This window comes from Salmonella sp. 32010601201800023SM (assembly GCF_017572235.1).
In the GTDB taxonomy this organism is placed as follows: Bacteria; Pseudomonadota; Gammaproteobacteria; order Enterobacterales; family Enterobacteriaceae; genus Salmonella; species Salmonella enterica.
The window spans coordinates 998430-1015156 of the sequence record NZ_JAGEQS010000001.1 but is presented as its reverse complement, the minus strand read 5'-3'; the positions used below and the strand labels follow the sequence as shown (position 1 = coordinate 1015156).

The following is a 16727-nucleotide window of genomic DNA, read 5'->3' as shown; positions in this document are numbered from 1 at the left end:
ATCATGAGCGCATACTTCTTGAGGTAGGCAGTAACTGCTTTTATATTTATTATCTCAGGACCGTTCTGGCAGATACCTGTGTGGCACTTTAGTGTGGTCTGGCAAAATAGAGGAATATGGACCAGCAGAAGCGCCTGCTGGCTGCTTTTCACTTAAAATGCTGGACTTCACCGGTGCTTCAGATGAAGCGACCTTCACAGTCATCAAGTGGCCTGTATTACCACAGGAGTGATTTACTGGCTATCGATATTCCTGCTCATATCAATGACAGTATTTCGCTCTTTCCCGTACATTGCTCTCCCGACCAGCTCACGGTCCAGTACATGACAGTCCTTTTCCACTTCGCTACGCCTAATTTTTTTTAGTTGCTCTGTTTTATTGCGCTGAATTTGTACCTCAAAACAATAATTTTAAATACTTATTTGAATATTTTTTTTATGATTTTTTCACGAAATGAGTAAAAAACAAAATGAAGAATGATATAAATAATTAATGCAATAAAAAATGATATCACACCAATTGATGGTCCTGTTTTGTATACGAATAACATGCATAAAAATATAGCAAATAGATCAAGGGAAATATCCGCGATGAAATCAGTAATTATTTTGAAAAAATTCTTCATATTACCTCTTTAAAATATCTATTTTATTCATCATTTTTAGGTCGGGCAGTGCTCGAAATTCTCACGTACAACGTATACGCTCCGGTTTCTGCGCGCTGCCCGGCTTCACACTGGCTCCAACAAGTACGCCCGCTGGAATAGATTCCTGGCGTCACATAACTTCACCTGGTTATCCACAAAAGACTCAATAAATAAACATCTTGAGTACGAAAAATTACAGTGTCAGAGAATGAAATAGCGATTCGCTGTCTTCAAGCAGTGCCTTAGTACCTGGCACGCGCTCTTTCGCGCTATAATTTTTATCAATGTTTGTATCGTCTGCTATTTTTTAAATGTCTGCTGTATTTCGTTCATCTTTTCAGCTGCTTTTTTACGCTGACTTTCAATGTCTTTTCTCGATTGTTCAACAAGTTGCTGTGCTTTTTCGGCTTCTTTTTTTGGGTCGAAAGGTTCTTTGATCTCATATCCGGCAATAGAACCATCCTTATTTAAGGTCATTACCGCACGTGCTGTATTTTTAGCAGTGATGGTAATGTCATAGACGAATTCGCCATTATGAGCTATCTCTGCTCGTACAACGATATCGCTATCTTCCGTAACGGAAATGATGCCACTGGCGTTAGCACGTTTAATTGTTTCCTGAATACGCTCTGGTATAATGCTGAAATTGATCGAGTCGAATTTGAATAAAGCCTCTTTTAGTGCTTCTTGTTTTTGCTCCTCTGTTATAGTGCCAAAGATGGTTAAGTTGACAGGCGAAGGTCCCCCCCAGTAGCCGTTGTTAAATTTAAACATCTCTACTTTAGCAGGGGTGTTAACGCTTTGTCGAATGAATGAATACCCGCCCTTGAAGAAACGGACTTCAATAATCGCAAGATTGGCTCCACCTTTTGCGTTGATATTGGCAATAGCTTTTTGCATTTCGGCTTTGTCGTAAAAGAACATTGATTGCTGGTGCTCTTTTTGCTGGATTTTTTGCATGTATTTCTCTTGATTTTTTTCAGCTTCCGCCATGGCATCTTTATCGTTATCACAGGCGCTAATTAGAGTTGCCGCGATGAAGGTAATCGGAAGTAAGAGATTTTTATATGTAACATGTATTTTATTCATGTGAAGTATTTCCCTTTTTTATATAAAATAGATAGTCTTGACTGGTCGAGACTATCCTGGAAACATAGTAATAATGCGTGTGCATATCTGCAGTAAGTTTTAGTTATGCTGGTTTTATTTCGGATTTTTACCTGTTACTTTTTGTTCGTAAATAGGTATTTTACGTATTGATGATAAGTTTAGAACCTATCCCAGTAGGCGTAATCGTTAAAGCCAGTTTGGCGAATAAAAGAGTCTAATGGGATAGGCTCTTAATAAACAACAAAACCAAACGTACTTTCAGATTTCAGGCTGGAATGCGCACAGCTGATTGTTGATAAGGGCTACTCATACCGACAGGCCAGTGAAGCGATGAATGTCGGTTCCACATACCGGTCTGAGGTATCAACAACAACATGTTCTGAGTGGTAGCGTTTGCGTTATATCGTCACAGACAGCGCCTCAGGGCGCTGTTTTCGATCGGACATGTCGCTTTCGCAGGAGGGGACGTTATTCGGCGACCAGCCACATATCAGCCTCTTCAAACATCTCTTCCAGCATACGGTGCAGCCGTACTTTCTCGGTTTTTGTACAGTCACTGTTTAATGCGTTCGCCTGCATTGGCTTAACTTTCACTTGCGCATCGGGAAAAAGTTGATGTACGCGTTTTGTGAGTTCATTGAGGATGATTTCGCGTGCGCTTGGCAAACCTTCAACATTTCGCTTGTCATAAACGAGTTCGACGTACATCGCCATTTCCTTTTTACTGGTTGGATGACCAGTATTTAAGCTGGGTATATAACTGGTGTCAAGGTTTAGCCGCCGTTTTGTCATCCTGACGTTGCGGACGTAAAGTAAATTGATCGCACGTGGAAGTAAAGGTCGCTAACCTGTTGTCGTGTCAAGAGGTTAGCGGCACTCTCTTCACAGCGGTGTCCTGCTACCTGATGGTAAATTCCAGGGCGCGACTAAAATCGCAATCGGCCAACACAACAGGGTCGCCTTTTCTGACAATAATGCTATTTGTGCCCAGGCATTTTCGGCTCTGTTTCCCCTTAATTTTGTTATCATCAGTGAGCCAGCGCTGGTTATCATTACCCGTGCATGAATAAAGAATGATTGGTGTGCCTTCTTTTGTACCTTGTCCTGCGGCATCCAGACATTTCTCACCCTGCGTGATTCTGTCTCGGTGAAATGAGAAAAGCTGAGATTGCACATGCTTACACTCCCGCAGCGTCAAACGATTCTGTTGATCTGGGCCTGTATCAAGGCACAGACCATCAGTTGTCCGAATTTGTTCCGCATCATTTATGTAATAACCACCGGAATTAATTTGGTTTTGTGTAATGACCGGGAACGACAAATTAATACTATAAGGTGCGGGTAAGCCGTTCGTCGTACATCCACATAAAATAGAGGAGAGGCAGAGAACCAGTGTGTTTTTTCCTGAAAGCAAAGTCATTCAATTATTACCCTAAAAATAAATAGCGTTACAACTATATTGGCAATTTATACCCACTGAATATGACGTAGCATTGAGCGGCAATAGAGATAATTCCGATAGAATCACATAAATACTTCGGTTAAATGCGCGCAGCCAGCCACTCCTGTGACGATGGGTATATAGCGTTAAATACTTTTGCAATATTACATGCTATCACAGTGAAAAACGGCTGTACATTTCTTCACGTTAAACAAAGTGAGAAGGGGGGGCACCCGATATATGATAAAAGAGGTCACAGGAGTCATTAGCAAAATAAATCTTTTAGATTTTCGCCACTGAAAACATTCTGCAGCCTTTCAGGCAAAGCCTCATAGCAGGCTGCGGAGGTAGACGTACTCGCTAAATTTTTCTGAAAAAATGCCGGGTGACGAATTATGAAAGATAAACGTTGGCGGCGGTAGGTCCGCGGAGGCCATTAATACGACAAAACTCAACGCGTATACCGGGGATAAGCGCTTCTGTTTCGTGTTGGCGACATGCTGAAATGTGGACCTGAACATCTTTGCGTCCATCGGAGGGGGTGATGAGACCTTTACCGCTCTTACAATCAAAGGTTTTGACAATTCCTGTCATTTTACGAGACAAACAAATTCCTTAATGGGGATAACGAGGCGCACTATACACGTCAGGAAAAATAATGCCAGCTATATTTGATGGCAATCAAGATTTCCGGATGGCTAAAAGTAGTCGTTCGGCACCATTGTAGATAAATAACATTATGTTCTGGAGAAAGTATTCCCTTTCCTGGCGTCATTGACTGGTGCGGACATCATGGGTTTTGTCGTCGGGCAGGACGGTGAACTAATCTGCCTGGCTTGCTTTTTATCAGTATTTGTAGGTGGTTGCGGGGTTTTACTACCAAAATCGTAGATAAAAATATCCCATGATGCCTGTTGTAAACCAGAACAATGGCCTGAACTGGCCAAAACATGGAATGAAAAAATAAGTAATGACCAAAGCATAAAAGCATGATGTTTCATAGCACCTCCTGTTATATATAATGACTTGTGAAGTTCATCTCCTGAATTATGGAACGTCATTGACATTTTTTATTCAACGAAGAGTTAACCACTCTTAATAATAATGGGTTTTATAGCGAAATAGACTTTTTTATCGCGTGCTCAATATTTGCGTTAGTTATTATTTTTTTGGAATGTAAATTCTCTCTAAACACAGGTGATATTTATGTTGGAATTGTGGTGTTGATTCTATTCTTATAATATAACAAGAAATGTTGTAACTGATAGATATATTAAAAGATTAAATCGGAGCGGGAATAAAGCGTGCTAAGCATCATCGTGAATATGATTACAGCGCCTGCGATGGCATATAACCGTATTGCGGCTGGAGCGTCACGTGAGGACTGTGAAGCACAATGCGATATGTTCTGGTTATATGGCGAGTTTGCTTAATGACATGTTTTTAGCCGATCGGTGTCAGGTTTCTTAATGTGGTTGTGAGATTTTCTCTTTAAATATCAAAATGTTGCATGGTGGGTTTGTTGTTCTATAGTGGCTAAACACTTTATGGTTTCTGTTAAATATATATGCGTGAGAAAAATTAGCATTCAAATCTATAAAAGTTAGATGACATTGTAGAACCGGTTACCTAAATGAGCGATAGAGTGCTTCGGTAGTAAAAATATCTTTCAGGAAGTAAACACATCAGGAGCGATAGCGGTGAATTATTCGTGGTTTTGTCGATTCGGCATAGTGGCGATAACTGAATGCCGGATCGGTACTGCAGGTGTTTAAACACACCGTAAATAATAAGTAGTATTAAGGAGTTGTTATGAAAAATATTATTTTATCCACTTTAGTTATTACTACAAGCGTTTTGGTTGTAAATATTGCACAGGCCGATACTAACGCCTTTTCCGTGGGGTATGCACAAAGTAAAGTTCAGGATTTCAAAAATATCCGAGGGGTAAATGTGAAATACCGTTATGAGGATGACTCTCCGGTAAGTTTTATTTCCTCGCTAAGTTACTTATATGGAGACAGACAGGCTTCCGGGTCTGTTGAGCCTGAAGGTATTCATTACCATGACAAGTTTGAGGTGAAGTACGGTTCTTTAATGGTTGGGCCAGCCTATCGATTGTCTGACAATTTTTCGTTATACGCGCTGGCGGGTGTCGGCACGGTAAAGGCGACATTTAAAGAACATTCCACTCAGGATGGCGATTCTTTTTCTAACAAAATTTCCTCAAGGAAAACGGGATTTGCCTGGGGCGCGGGTGTACAGATGAATCCGCTGGAGAATATCGTCGTCGATGTTGGGTATGAAGGAAGCAACATCTCCTCTACAAAAATAAACGGCTTCAACGTCGGGGTTGGATACCGTTTCTGAAAAGCATAAGCTATGCGGAAGGTTCGCCTTCCGCACCGCCAGTCACAAAACAGGGCTTCTTTACCAGTAACACGTACCTGCCTGTCTTTTCTCTCTTCGTCATAGTGACGCTGTACATAACATCTCACCAGCATAAGCACAGATAAGGGGTTGTGGTAAGCAATCAAGGTTGCTCAGGTAGGTGATAAGCAGGAAGGAAAATCTGGTGTAAATAACGCCAGATCTCACAAGATTCACTCTGAAAAATTTTCCTGGAATTAATCACAATGTCATCAAGATTTTGTGACCGCCTTCGCATATTGTACCTGCCGCTGAACGACTACTGAAAAGTAGCAAGGTATGTATTTTATCCAGGAGAGCACCTTTTTTGCGCCTGGCAGAAGTCCCCAGCCGCCACTAGCTCAGCTGGATAGAGCATCAACCTCCTAAGTTGATGGTGCGAGGTTCGAGGCCTCGGTGGCGGTCCAATGTGGTTATCGTATAATGTTATTACCTCAGTGTCAGGCTGATGATGTGGGTTCGACTCCCACTAACCACTTCAGTTTTGAATAAGTATTGCCTCGCAACCCTGTTACAGAATAATTTCATTTATTACGTGACAAGATAGTCATTTATAAAAAATGCACAAAAATGTTATTGTCTTTTATTACTTGTGAGTTGTAGATTTTTCTTATGCGGTGAATCCCCCTTTGCGGCGGGGCGTCCAGTCAAATAGTTAATGTTCCTCGCGAACCATATTGACTGTGGTATGGTTCACCGGGAGGCACCCGGCACCGCAATTTTTTATAAAATGAAATTCACACCCTATGGTTCAGAGCGGTGTCTTTTTACATCAGGTGGGCAAGCATAATGCAGGTTAACGTGAAAGATACGAGCAATAGCAGAAACCAGTGATTTCGTTTATGGCCTGGGGATTTAACCGCGCCAGAGCGTATGCAAGACCCTGGCGCGGTTGGCCGGTGATCGTTCAATAGTGCGAATATGAATGGTTACCAGCCGCTGCGAATTCTACCTGGGTCACTTAATAAAGCAAAACATTTAAACGCTCAACAACGACAATTCAGACAGTTCGAACTTTTCTTTAAAAATAGGATTAACCATGTTCAAAGGTGGTTACTAATTAGCCATTATACTATGGTAGTGATTCACATATTCTTTAACGTTACGTTACAGGAAGGTTGAAGTGGAAATGCCTGATGAGCCTTCAGGCATTTCTTAAGGTTAGTTAGCTAAGGAACAGTTACTGAGAACAGGTTTATCATCACCTTCCACCAGTTCAGCCGTTTTGCCTTTGGTATAAAGTTTATAAGTATAATTTTTGTCTATGGCTTCGTAATTTGCTCCAGAGGCCATTTTCATTAACCGCATCGGGATCATCTCGTTTACCTGACTGATAATCGCATAGGCGTTTCCAGCCTCGGTGTTGACGTAAATCACCTCCATAACCTGGTTATCATTACAGGTGTATATAGATTTAGAAATCTCCTGCGAAGCTGCTATAGAGGTGGTACTGGCGCTAAGCGCAGCGAGAAAGAGGGTAAATGGGATCAATTTACGTTTCATCATTAGTATCCTTTGTGCATAAAATTGTCGTTAATTCCCTGAAGAGCGGGAGATAAAGCGGCATCAATACGATGAATGCTGTAGTATTCCTGTTTACTGACGAAAAGTGCGCCAGAAAAGCGTATTATAATTTATCCATCACTGACATATGTGATGAGTAGACAAATCTTAAAATCATAAACTATAGGCTGCAAATCATTATGGCGCGATGGAAAATGATTGTCACCACTGCTCAATACTATGGCATAAAAACCGAAGAAAACGGTACTGTTCACTGTCTCGTTTCATACGGTATCTGTCAGTGAAACTATTTCTTCAAATGATGGTCTTTTTATTATCGATCAGATAATGGCATCAACAGGGGTTATTCAGGAGTATATGTGAAAAAGTGGCTTATAGGAGGGATATTGATCGCAAGTTTTCTGACCGGTTGTCTGATGTGGCACAACATTGATAAATGGTTTAATAAAGATATCGAAGTTTTCTACGCCGGAGACGATAACTAAAACTCCTGTCAGTTGGCAACGGGTGTCATATCTTCAGGTATGGCGCCCGGAGCAGCCGGGCGCAAATTGTAGGTGTATAAATGTCATTTCATTAAAATTTTAGCGACAACATGGACAGTCACTACCGCGTGCTAACGGCCCTCTGAAGTCACAAGATGAATAAGCCAGTTTTTTGTTTCAGCGGTGACTGAAACATATTTTGCTCCTGGTGGGCTTACCGCCAGTTGCTGAAAAAGACAACGATGATGTAACTGTTGCAGAGACTGACGAATACGACGACCGTGAGTTTTATTTTTGGCGACCATATTTCCTCCCAAAAGGCCGCCCGAAGGCGGCGCTGGGTTTGATAATGGAGAAGGGCGTTGGTCACTGCCATAACCAACCTGTACACACTAATGCAATTGATAATCATTATCAATTGTGGTGATGAAGAAAAATTGTAAAGATGAAGGGACAGCGGAAATGGCAATGAACGGGATGAGATTTTTCGTTAACCACTTAAATTCGTGACTAAAAAAAGTCTTTTATAGGCTTGAAAATGTTTTTTCCGTCCCTATGTAGTCAGTGGACAAGCAATGCTTGCCTTGATGTTGAACTTTTGAATAGTGATTCAGGAGGTTAATGATGGCACTCAGAACCTTGTCAGCACTTCCCGTGTTTGCTGATTCTCTTTTCTCTGACCGTTTCAACCGTATTGATAGACTTTTCAGTCAATTAACAGGAGATACGCCAGTCGCTGCGACGCCAGCTTACGATCTGCAAAAGCGCGATGCGAATAACTATCTGCTTACCGTGAGCGTTCCTGGCTGGAAAGAGGAAGAGCTTGAAATTGAAACGGTTGGCGGCAACCTGAATATTACGGGTAAACACACTGAAGAGACGGTAGAGGATCAGACGCACTGGATTTATCGTGGTATTCGTAAGGCGGATTTCCAGTTGAGTTTTTCTTTGCCTGAACATGCTAAGGTGAATAATGCGAAACTGGAACAGGGCCTCTTGTTGGTCGAGATTTACCAGGAGATCCCTGAAAGCGAGAAACCGAAAAAAATTGCCATAGAAAGCAAACCAAAGGCGATTGAACATAAATCATAAAAGCATTAATGGAGGCCCGTTTAGACGGGCCTTCATTGTCTGTAGCGAAAAGTATCCCGTCATGCTTGTAGGCACAGATCGCTAAATATTATAGCCCTGACCTCTATATTATCCCGTGCCACTGACCTCGTCGCCATTGGACGGCGGTAAGTTGGAATTATCCGCGAGGTCAGTTCAATTTTTGTCCACTCTCGACATTCTGCCTGTTATGGGCGCGATACCTGAACATAAATTCGTATAGCGGTTGATCGTTTTCACCGCGTTGATGCTATTTCTGCTAACACTACTTTCATACGTAAAAAAGCTGATGCTTTTTACCTTATTTAATCGAGGCAGGTATGAAATTAGCGCTCGTCAATCGACAGGTCATTTTACCGGAAAGCGGAACCGAGTCCTTCCAGTGTCATGCCTCTACGCTTGTTCGCCTACCGTGCGGTACGCTCGTGGCCGCATGGTTCGCGGGGTTGCGCGAAGGAAGCGAAGATACAGCCATCTGGCTATCTCGCTATGAACATAATATCTGGACAACACCGCAGCGAGTGGCGGCACGCGAGGGGGAAGCGCACTGGAATCCGGTGTTATTTTACCCGTCGGATAAATTGTGGTTATTTTATAAAGTAGGCAGCGACGTACACGTGTGGAAAACCTGGTTTATCACCTCCAGCGATCGAGGATTTACCTGGAGTACGCCAGCTCCGTTGGTCAACGATGATATTTTGCCGCGCGGTCCCGTGAAAAATAAACTCCTGCTGGCATCAAATGGCGCCTGGATTGCGCCAGGATCGATTGAAAGTCCTGAACGGTGGAGGGCATTTGTGGATCGATCCTCTGACGAAGGAAAACACTGGAGTATCTCTTTTGTTCCGCTGGAGCCTGATAACGCTATTTCCGGGACAAACGTAGCGTTGTGGGATGGTATAAAAAAGGGGGTGTTGTGGGAATGTTGTCTGGAAAACCTCCTGCGCTGGGATGGCGTTATTCAGCCTACGCTGTGGGAGTCTTCTCCAGGGCATATCCATATGTTGTTACGAAGCACACGCGGGGCAATTTTTCGCAGTGATTCAATCGACTATGGCGCTACCTGGTCTGTTGCCCGCGCGACATCTTTACCGAATAATAATAGTGGTATCGATCTGGTTAGTATGCAGGACGGTACGCTGATTCTTGCGTTAAATCCGGTCAACGGCAACTGGGGAAAGCGCTATCCGCTTTCACTGATTGCTTCCCAGGATAATGGCGAATCATGGCTACCGCTACTGGACCTGGAAAGTGACCACGGTGAGTATTCTTATCCCGCTATTATTAGCGAGGGCGGCGTCGTACATATCACCTACACGTGGAACCGGAAAAATATCGTATATTGTCGATTACAAACGGTGTAAGGCGCTATCAGTCGAAACCGATAGCGCTGGAATAATAATGCCTTGCCCGGCGTGCTCTCTCACGCCGGGATGGCCGAAATAGTCATGATTTACCGGGTAACATCCTTGAAAATGTATCATCTTTTTGTATGTAATGGTGAAACAACGCCGCTGCTGCATGCATGGCAATCAGGAAATAGCCGATATTGGCCAGCATTTCATGAATACGCTTTATATCCGATTTTAGGGCGCTATCTGGCGTCAAAAATACCGGTACAGTAAAACCAAAAAAGCTCCAGCTTTTCCCGCCTGATGCCATCATCGCGACGCCCAGCAGCGGTAAGGCGAGAAAAGTGAGATAAAGCGCGATATGCATTAATTTAGCGGCTACGTGCTGCCAGTGAGGAGGGGGAGGCGTAATGACCGGATCCGGGTATTTGTGTTTAAGATATAACCGTAAAAACATCAGCGCCCAGACCAGAACGCCCATATCATAGTGCGTGTCTTTCATAAACAGGTAAACGCTGGAGCCTTTTGGCGCCCACCCCCGTAACTCAATAGCAGCATATGCGATGCCTGTCAGGAGCAGTGTTAACCAGTGAAGCGTTATTTGCAGTCTTGAGAAATGTGCCATTATTATTATCCTTTATTAACAACTGCTTGTAGGGTATGCGTAAAATCTTAACAGAACCTTAAAGCGGGGGCTGAGTCGCAAGGAACAGACAGAGATAGCGGCACGTAAAATGGGATAAAAAGCCGGCGGCATCGCCGGCTTACTGTTGTTATTGTCCTCTTACGACAACACAGGTTTTACCATAAAACGGATATGAACCTGTAGTTTCATAATCAACACTCGACACTAAAGAAATATCGCCCGCTTTTTTCGCTGAATCAATAGATGCGTCGCCGGTATTTACAATACCCAATACCGTTTGCGCACACGCTTTACCGGTTTTGGTTGCCGGGAGACTCGTGGCAGTAATTGGCCCTTTAACATCCGTATATAAGCCAATCCCTGTCGGTGATGGTCCTGTAGCACACCCCGTTAAAAGAGAACCAATAAAGATAATTGAAAAAATGTGTTTTTTATTTGTCATGGGATTAGTCCATTATAAATTAATAGAAAACTTACCGTCCGAAATGTCCGGACAGTCATTTAAAAAGTGGTGTATATTAAATATGCGATATTACTCTTTGCACCCTCCTGTTGATGTCGTACCTGACGGACAAATATCCGTTGAAGCCGGATATATTCCCCATGCCGTGTTTTTATAACTTGTGCATCCTGTCAGCAATGAGAACAGTACGGCTAAAAAAATCATCACGAGCCCTGGCGGCGTTAACATTTTTCGGTTGGACTCCATAGCATGTCATTTCATCGGGTTGCCATATGACTGGCGTTCTGCTGGTAAGTTTCATTAACGCCCGGTTCGTTTAATATTGGTTTAGGTTTAAAGCCAGGAGGCGCTAATTACGATACCTTCTTACGTTTCAGTACTGACTAATAATGTTGAGAAAATGAACAGCGTCGGGTGGGAAGACGTAATACAGAATAGAAAGGAAATAAGAGAATAAGATGGCGTTAATTAACCCGGTATTCCTGGCGTCATTTCCCTTGCGTTTTATCCCCGTCAAAAGCGGCCTTTAGCCCACGTTGGCGCTCCCGACGTTTGTGCGTATGATGTTTTTAAAAGATCGTCATACTTTCTGTTCTGCGTCAATTTTTTCATTACAAATGCTCGCCATAATGCCGTCCTCAGGAGGTCTCCCGACGTTTATGCTGCGCCGGGAGAAACAAAAACAACGCATAATCTGGGACAAATTGATGATTAAAGGCAAACTGGCGCTCGTGACGTGCGCGCTGACTCTGGTATTCACTTCGTCGCTTTTCGCCGCGTCGGACACGGCAGATGGTCGTACCCTGAAGCTGGCCATTGGCCCTGAGCCAACGGAAGGCTTTGATCCTATGCTGGGCTGGAGCCACGGCAGCTACTTATTGCTTCATGCGCCGTTGCTTAAGCAAAACGCCGACATGAGTTGGGGTAATTTACTGACGGAAAAAGTGGATACCAGCCCCGACGGTAAAATCTGGACGCTAACCTTAAAGCCCGGGCTGAAATTCTCCGATGGCTCGCCATTAACTGCCGAAGATGTCGTTTTTACATACAATAAAGCGGCGAAGAGCGGCGGTAAAATTGACATGGGCAATTTTAGCCATGCGCGAGCGCTGGACGCACGCCGAATTGAGATGACGCTGAGCCATCCGCAGAGCACCTTTGTGAATGTACTCGGGTCGTTAGGGATTGTTCCGGCCAGCCGTTATGATGAAAAAACGTTCGCCCGCGAACCGATAGGCGCCGGTCCGTACCGACTGGTCAGCTTTCAGCCGGGTCAGCAACTGATCGTTGAAGCTAATCCCTGGTATGCGGGTAAAAAGAATGACTTTAACCGGCTGGTTTTTGTCTTTCTGGATGAAGATAATGCTTATGCCGCCGCGCGCAGCGGACAGTTGGGATTGGTGCGCATTGCCCCTTCTATGGCGGTGGCCCCGCAGCAGGATAATCTTAAACTCTGGGTACGCGATAGCGTTGAAAACCGGGGCATTGTCTTCCCGATGGTGCCAGCCGGTAAAAAGGATACTAACGGTTATCCTGTCGGCAACGATGTGACCGCTGATGTCGCTATCAGACGCGCAATTAACTATGCCATTAATCGTAAGCAACTGGCGGAACAGGTGATGGAAGGCCATGCGATACCCGCCTATAGCGCGGTGCAGGGATTGCCGTGGCAAAATCCTTCAGTGGTATTCAGCGATGGCGATATTGCAAAAGCGCGCGCCATCCTGGAAGAGGCTGGCTGGAAGATAAACAGTGCGGGCGTGCGTGAAAAAGCAGGTAAAGAAGCGCGTCTGACCTTATGGTATGCCAGTGGCGACAGCACCCGGCGGGATCTGGCCGAGGCGGTGCGCGCCATGTTGCAGCCTTTAGGCATTGTCGTCTCGTTGCAATCGGGAAGCTGGGAAACCGTAGAGCGCCATATGCACGCTAACCCTACGCTGTTTGGCTGGGGAAGTCTGGACCCGATGGAACTCTTCCATCACTACAGCGGGAAAGCCGCTGGTGTGGAATATTATAACCCGGGCTATTACAGCAACCCTGCGGTAGAAGCACATCTGAAACAGGCTATAGATGCGCCTGACTGGCAAAAGGCGATCCCTTTCTGGCAGCAGGTTGAGTGGGATGGGAAGCAGGGCGCGGGCGTCCAGGGCGATGCGGCATGGGCATGGCTGCTTAATATTCAGCATACCTATCTGGCCAACCCCTGTATTGATCTGGGAAAAGGCGCGCCAGAAATCCACGGTAGCTGGTCGGTGTTAAACAATCTTGATGACTGGACCTGGACCTGTCGGTGATGAAATTGTTCTTCAGTCATTTTTTGCGGCTGATTATTCTGTTGGTGCTGGTGGCTGTCGGCACCTTCATTTTGCTTAGCTTTTCGCCCGTTGATCCTATCCGTGCTTATATTGGCAACGATCTGCTCCATGTTCCGCCAGAACAATATGCGCGGATTGCGGCGCGCTGGGGGCTTGACCAGCCGCTGTGGGAGCGTTTCGGTCACTGGTTTTGGCGTCTGCTCCAGGGCGACATGGGGTATTCCATGCTGTTCAACATGCCTGTCGTCAGCGTGATCCGGGAACGTTTTGCGACGTCATTCGCGCTGCTGGCAGGCGCCTGGCTATTGTCTGGTGTGCTGGGCGTAACATTGGGTTTTCTGGCCGGACGTTTTCTCCACCGTTGGCCGGATAAGATGATTTGCCGTATCAGCTACTTATTGTCATCGTTGCCCACTTTCTGGATAGCCATGTTGTTGCTGGCGCTGTTTGCCGTCCGCTGGCCGGTATTACCTGTTTGTTGCGCCTGGGACCCCGGAAATAATGCAGGAACAGCTCTTTTATCGGAACGTTTACGCCATCTTGTGTTGCCGGTATGTGCGTTAAGTCTGTTGGGCATGGGGCAAATTGCGCTGCATACGCGAGAAAAAATAGCCAGCGTAATGAAGAGCGAATTTATTCGTTTTGCGCGCGCTCAGGGGGATAAAGGATGGTCGCTGTTATGTCACCAGGTGTTACGTCATGCGATTACCCCAGCGCTCTGCTTACAGTTTGCTTCTCTGGGCGAACTGATGGGAGGGGCGTTACTGGCAGAAAAAGTCTTTGCGTATCCGGGGCTGGGACAGGCCACTATCGATGCCGGCCTGCGTGGCGATGTCCCGCTACTCATGGGGATCGTTTTATTCTGTACGCTATTAGTGTTTGCCGGAAATACGATTTCAGCCTGGCTTGTGGTGGTGCTTAATCGATCGCTGGAGCGTCCCGATGCTCTATAATCCTGCTCCGACGTTGCTTCGTCTGATCCTCTCCGTTACCTGTCTGCTGTTTATTGCCGGATACGGTTATGCCACGTTGAGCCAGCCGCCAGAGGTTAATCTGCTTGCCCGGCATCTGTCGCCTGATATCCAGCACTGGTTTGGCACCGATAATCTGGGGCGCGATGTATGGCTTCGTTGCTTTCAGGGGGCCTTCACCAGTTTACAAATTGGCGTTGGCGCCGCGCTGTGCAGCGGCGTTATCGCGTTAGTGATGGCGGCAGTGGCGCGCATTCATCCCCGGCTGGACCTCCTGATGCGGCTGATAACCGATGCTATGCTCGCCATGCCGCATTTACTTTTGCTGATCCTTATCTGTTTTACGCTCGGCGGCGGTAAAAGCGGCGTCATTGCGGCCGTGGCGTTAACGCACTGGCCCCGTCTGGCGCTGATTCTGCGCGCCGACGCGGAGCGGGTAGCGCAGAGTGACTACCTGACATTGACCTATCGTCTGGGGCATGGACACCTTTATTGCTGGCGATATCACTATTTTCCGGCGCTATTGCCGCAATGGTTGACGGGAACGTTATTGATGTTTCCTCATGCGGTATTGCACAGCGCGGCATTAAGTTTTCTGGGGTTTGGGCTGGCGCCGCATGAGCCTTCGCTGGGGCTGTTGCTGGCGGATGCGTTACGGTTTATTAGCCATGGTAACTGGTGGCTGGTGCTGTTTCCCGGCCTAATGTTATTCACGCTGGTGATGCTCTTCGATCAGTTTGCGCGCGCCACTCAGCGGCTGTGGCTAAGGAGTGACGTATGCTGAGTTTACAACAGGTTACGCTGGAAAGTGCGCGTTATTGCTGGTATGGCGCGAGACGCTGGTCGCCGTTATTACAGAATGTCTCTTTTGATATCGCGCCCGGCGAAATGGTGGCATTGGTTGGCGGCAGCGGGGAGGGCAAAAGTCTGCTGCTGCAATGTCTGCTCGATCTGCTGCCGGAAAATTTACGCTTTCGGGGGGAAATTACGCTTGATGGCAACCGGCTGGACAGGCATACCATCAGGCAGCTTAGGGGCAATACGTTTAGCTACGTGCCGCAGGGGGTACAGGCGCTTAATCCCATGCTGAATATCAGAAAACATTTGAGCAGAGCATGTCATCTGACCGGACGCGCCTGGGATGAGACGCAGATGGTACAGCTATTGCAGCAAAGCGATCTCGAACCGACAGTCCTGGAACGCTTTCCCCGCCAGCTCTCCGGTGGGATGGCTAAACGAATTCTGGCGTGCCACGCCTCGCTCAGCCAGGCTCGTTATATCCTCGCGGATGAGATCACCGCCTGGCTTGATACCGCACTGGCAAACCAGTTGCTTGAGCACTTGCGAGGTCTCTGCGAGCGGGGATGCGGCGTGCTGTGGGTGACTCATGACCTGCTGCTGGCGGCGCGGTATGCCGATCGCATTGTGGCGCTGCATCAGGGTTATATCACGGACAATATCCGCTGCGAGCAGTTACAGCCGGAAGAGATGAGTGAGCCGTTAAAACGGCAATGGCAAGCATTGCCTGAACTAAGCCCGTTATTTATGCCGACCGGAGAGGGAATAGAATGTTGAGCTGCCGCGACCTCGTTATTCGTCAGGGCGGGAAAGTCTTATGGCAGAACCTGACGTTTACGATTTCTGCCGGTGAACGGGTAGGAATTCATGCGCCAAGCGGAACGGGGAAAACAACGTTGGGGCGCGTCCTGGCCGGATGGCAAAAGCCGACGACGGGCGACGTTCTGCTGGACGGCAGCCCGTTACCCCTGCATCAGTATTGCCCGGTACAGCTGGTCCCCCAGCATCCTGAACTGACGTTTAATCCCTGGCGAAGCGCCGGAGACGCTGTGCGTGATGCCTGGCAGCCTGACCCGGAAACGTTGAGACGTTTGTATGTGCAGCCCGAGTGGCTGACGCGTCGGCCAATGCAGCTCTCAGGCGGGGAGTTGGCGCGTATTGCGATACTGCGCGCGCTTGACCCGCGAACGCGTTTTCTGATTGCCGACGAAATGACGGCGCAACTCGATCCGTCTATTCAAAAAGCGATATGGGTATACGTGCTTGAGGTGTGCCGCAGCCGTTCATTAGGGATGTTGGTGATTAGTCATCAGTCTGCGCTACTTGATCAAGTCTGTACCCGCCATTTACAGGTGGAATAGCCGCAAGTCGTTTCTCCGCATTGCCGTGTCGCCGTTAACGCACCGGGAACCCATGGGTTCCCGGTATTGTCGGCA

The 16727-nt window shown here is 46.5% G+C and carries 19 protein-coding genes and 1 tRNA gene; 11 read left to right on the top strand and 9 right to left on the bottom strand.

What is annotated here, in order from left to right:
• Nucleotides 1-418: 418 nt before the first annotated feature.
• The 6 genes from J4617_RS23180 to pagD all read right to left on the bottom strand — a co-directional run bounded on the left by J4617_RS23180 (nt 419) and on the right by pagD (nt 4198).
• Nucleotides 419-625 (bottom strand): hypothetical protein, encoded by a 207-nt coding sequence (locus tag J4617_RS23180; RefSeq protein WP_000787625.1) that lies wholly within the window; start codon nt 623-625, stop codon nt 419-421.
• Between the two features lie 321 nt (nt 626-946).
• Entirely contained in the window at nt 947-1735 is a 789-nt protein-coding gene (locus J4617_RS05150; RefSeq protein WP_001033398.1) for a hypothetical protein, read from the bottom strand.
• Between the two features lie 489 nt (nt 1736-2224).
• A complete protein-coding gene (gene msgA / locus J4617_RS05145) occupies nt 2225-2464 on the bottom strand; it encodes a virulence protein MsgA (protein ID WP_000289208.1) in 240 nt (79 codons plus the stop codon).
• A 190-nt stretch (nt 2465-2654) separates the two neighbouring features.
• Nucleotides 2655-3176 carry an RICIN domain-containing protein gene (locus J4617_RS05140; protein WP_001537478.1) on the bottom strand — a complete coding sequence of 174 codons (522 nt, stop codon included), beginning with the start codon at nt 3174-3176 and terminating at the stop codon, nt 2655-2657.
• Nucleotides 3177-3590: 414 nt separating this feature from the next.
• Nucleotides 3591-3803, bottom strand: coding sequence for a cold shock-like protein CspF (gene cspF, locus J4617_RS05135; RefSeq protein WP_001537306.1), 213 nt, complete (start codon nt 3801-3803; stop codon nt 3591-3593).
• Nucleotides 3804-3934: 131 nt separating this feature from the next.
• Nucleotides 3935-4198, bottom strand: coding sequence for a virulence protein PagD (gene pagD, locus J4617_RS05130; RefSeq protein WP_001535993.1), 264 nt, complete (start codon nt 4196-4198; stop codon nt 3935-3937).
• 811 nt (nt 4199-5009) lie between these two features.
• On the opposite strand from pagD, the gene pagC reads away from it, so the two are divergent.
• On the top strand, nt 5010-5567 hold the full coding sequence (gene pagC / locus J4617_RS05125) for a virulence membrane protein PagC (protein WP_000789470.1): 558 nt from the start codon (nt 5010-5012) through the stop codon (nt 5565-5567).
• 390 nt (nt 5568-5957) lie between these two features.
• Nucleotides 5958-6034, top strand: a tRNA-Arg gene (locus J4617_RS05120).
• Between the two features lie 754 nt (nt 6035-6788).
• Here the strand turns inward: J4617_RS05120 and J4617_RS05115 are convergent.
• A complete protein-coding gene (locus tag J4617_RS05115) occupies nt 6789-7133 on the bottom strand; it encodes a c-type lysozyme inhibitor (RefSeq protein WP_000977725.1) in 345 nt (114 codons plus the stop codon).
• 377 nt (nt 7134-7510) lie between these two features.
• Between J4617_RS05115 and J4617_RS05110 the strand changes: the two genes are divergently transcribed.
• The 4 genes from J4617_RS05110 (at nt 7511) to J4617_RS05095 (ending at nt 10110) form a co-directional block, all read left to right on the top strand.
• Nucleotides 7511-7636, top strand: coding sequence for a lipoprotein (locus J4617_RS05110; protein WP_000758947.1), 126 nt, complete (start codon nt 7511-7513; stop codon nt 7634-7636).
• Between the two features lie 199 nt (nt 7637-7835).
• Nucleotides 7836-8063, top strand: coding sequence for a hypothetical protein (locus J4617_RS05105; RefSeq protein ID WP_000927825.1), 228 nt, complete (start codon nt 7836-7838; stop codon nt 8061-8063).
• 197 nt (nt 8064-8260) lie between these two features.
• Complete coding sequence (locus J4617_RS05100; protein WP_001218118.1) at nt 8261-8728, top strand: Hsp20 family protein; 468 nt, start codon at nt 8261-8263, stop codon at nt 8726-8728.
• Nucleotides 8729-9066: 338 nt separating this feature from the next.
• On the top strand, nt 9067-10110 hold the full coding sequence (locus tag J4617_RS05095; protein ID WP_000761747.1) for an exo-alpha-sialidase: 1044 nt from the start codon (nt 9067-9069) through the stop codon (nt 10108-10110).
• 82 nt (nt 10111-10192) lie between these two features.
• Here J4617_RS05095 and J4617_RS05090 read toward each other — a convergent pair whose 3' ends face one another.
• Both J4617_RS05090 and J4617_RS05085 read right to left on the bottom strand, forming a co-directional pair.
• The gene (locus J4617_RS05090; RefSeq protein ID WP_000929980.1) at nt 10193-10723 is read right to left on the bottom strand and encodes a cytochrome b; all 531 of its coding nucleotides are present in this window, start codon (nt 10721-10723) and stop codon (nt 10193-10195) included.
• Nucleotides 10724-10871: 148 nt separating this feature from the next.
• Nucleotides 10872-11186 carry a TRL-like family protein gene (locus J4617_RS05085; protein ID WP_000182479.1) on the bottom strand — a complete coding sequence of 105 codons (315 nt, stop codon included), beginning with the start codon at nt 11184-11186 and terminating at the stop codon, nt 10872-10874.
• Nucleotides 11187-11866: 680 nt separating this feature from the next.
• Between J4617_RS05085 and J4617_RS05080 the strand changes: the two genes are divergently transcribed.
• Genes J4617_RS05080 through J4617_RS05060 form a run of 5 tightly spaced genes read left to right on the top strand, consistent with a single transcriptional unit; the run spans nt 11867 to nt 16652 of the window.
• Nucleotides 11867-13501, top strand: a complete 1635-nt coding sequence (locus tag J4617_RS05080) for an ABC transporter substrate-binding protein (protein WP_000946088.1) — start codon at nt 11867-11869, stop codon at nt 13499-13501.
• Nucleotides 13501-14475, top strand: a complete 975-nt coding sequence (locus J4617_RS05075; RefSeq protein ID WP_001672818.1) for an ABC transporter permease — start codon at nt 13501-13503, stop codon at nt 14473-14475. Before J4617_RS05080 ends, J4617_RS05075 begins: the two co-directional genes overlap by 1 nt.
• Nucleotides 14465-15277: an ABC transporter permease gene (locus tag J4617_RS05070; protein ID WP_000966649.1), complete on the top strand. Its 813-nt coding sequence runs from the start codon at nt 14465-14467 to the stop codon at nt 15275-15277. Before J4617_RS05075 ends, J4617_RS05070 begins: the two co-directional genes overlap by 11 nt.
• Nucleotides 15271-16068, top strand: coding sequence for an ATP-binding cassette domain-containing protein (locus J4617_RS05065; protein ID WP_000950202.1), 798 nt, complete (start codon nt 15271-15273; stop codon nt 16066-16068). The genes J4617_RS05070 and J4617_RS05065 overlap by 7 nt, the downstream gene beginning before the upstream one ends.
• On the top strand, nt 16062-16652 hold the full coding sequence (locus J4617_RS05060; protein ID WP_000947465.1) for an ATP-binding cassette domain-containing protein: 591 nt from the start codon (nt 16062-16064) through the stop codon (nt 16650-16652). Before J4617_RS05065 ends, J4617_RS05060 begins: the two co-directional genes overlap by 7 nt.
• The last annotated feature ends 75 nt before the right edge of the window (nt 16653-16727 follow it).

What these genes read in the sequence shown, in the direction of transcription:
- J4617_RS23180 (WP_000787625.1), bottom strand. Translation starts at nt 625, where the DNA reads ATGAAGAATTTTTTCAAAATAATTACTGATTTCATCGCGGATATTTCC.
- J4617_RS05150 (WP_001033398.1), bottom strand. Translation starts at nt 1,735, where the DNA reads ATGAATAAAATACATGTTACATATAAAAATCTCTTACTTCCGATTACC.
- msgA (WP_000289208.1), bottom strand. Translation starts at nt 2,464, where the DNA reads ATGTACGTCGAACTCGTTTATGACAAGCGAAATGTTGAAGGTTTGCCA.
- J4617_RS05140 (WP_001537478.1), bottom strand. Translation starts at nt 3,176, where the DNA reads ATGACTTTGCTTTCAGGAAAAAACACACTGGTTCTCTGCCTCTCCTCT.
- pagD (WP_001535993.1), bottom strand. Translation starts at nt 4,198, where the DNA reads ATGAAACATCATGCTTTTATGCTTTGGTCATTACTTATTTTTTCATTC.
- pagC (WP_000789470.1), top strand. Translation starts at nt 5,010, where the DNA reads ATGAAAAATATTATTTTATCCACTTTAGTTATTACTACAAGCGTTTTG.
- J4617_RS05115 (WP_000977725.1), bottom strand. Translation starts at nt 7,133, where the DNA reads ATGATGAAACGTAAATTGATCCCATTTACCCTCTTTCTCGCTGCGCTT.
- J4617_RS05100 (WP_001218118.1), top strand. Translation starts at nt 8,261, where the DNA reads ATGGCACTCAGAACCTTGTCAGCACTTCCCGTGTTTGCTGATTCTCTT.
- J4617_RS05095 (WP_000761747.1), top strand. Translation starts at nt 9,067, where the DNA reads ATGAAATTAGCGCTCGTCAATCGACAGGTCATTTTACCGGAAAGCGGA.
- J4617_RS05090 (WP_000929980.1), bottom strand. Translation starts at nt 10,723, where the DNA reads ATGGCACATTTCTCAAGACTGCAAATAACGCTTCACTGGTTAACACTG.
- J4617_RS05085 (WP_000182479.1), bottom strand. Translation starts at nt 11,186, where the DNA reads ATGACAAATAAAAAACACATTTTTTCAATTATCTTTATTGGTTCTCTT.
- J4617_RS05080 (WP_000946088.1), top strand. Translation starts at nt 11,867, where the DNA reads ATGCTGCGCCGGGAGAAACAAAAACAACGCATAATCTGGGACAAATTG.
- J4617_RS05075 (WP_001672818.1), top strand. Translation starts at nt 13,501, where the DNA reads ATGAAATTGTTCTTCAGTCATTTTTTGCGGCTGATTATTCTGTTGGTG.
- J4617_RS05070 (WP_000966649.1), top strand. Translation starts at nt 14,465, where the DNA reads ATGCTCTATAATCCTGCTCCGACGTTGCTTCGTCTGATCCTCTCCGTT.
- J4617_RS05065 (WP_000950202.1), top strand. Translation starts at nt 15,271, where the DNA reads ATGCTGAGTTTACAACAGGTTACGCTGGAAAGTGCGCGTTATTGCTGG.
- J4617_RS05060 (WP_000947465.1), top strand. Translation starts at nt 16,062, where the DNA reads ATGTTGAGCTGCCGCGACCTCGTTATTCGTCAGGGCGGGAAAGTCTTA.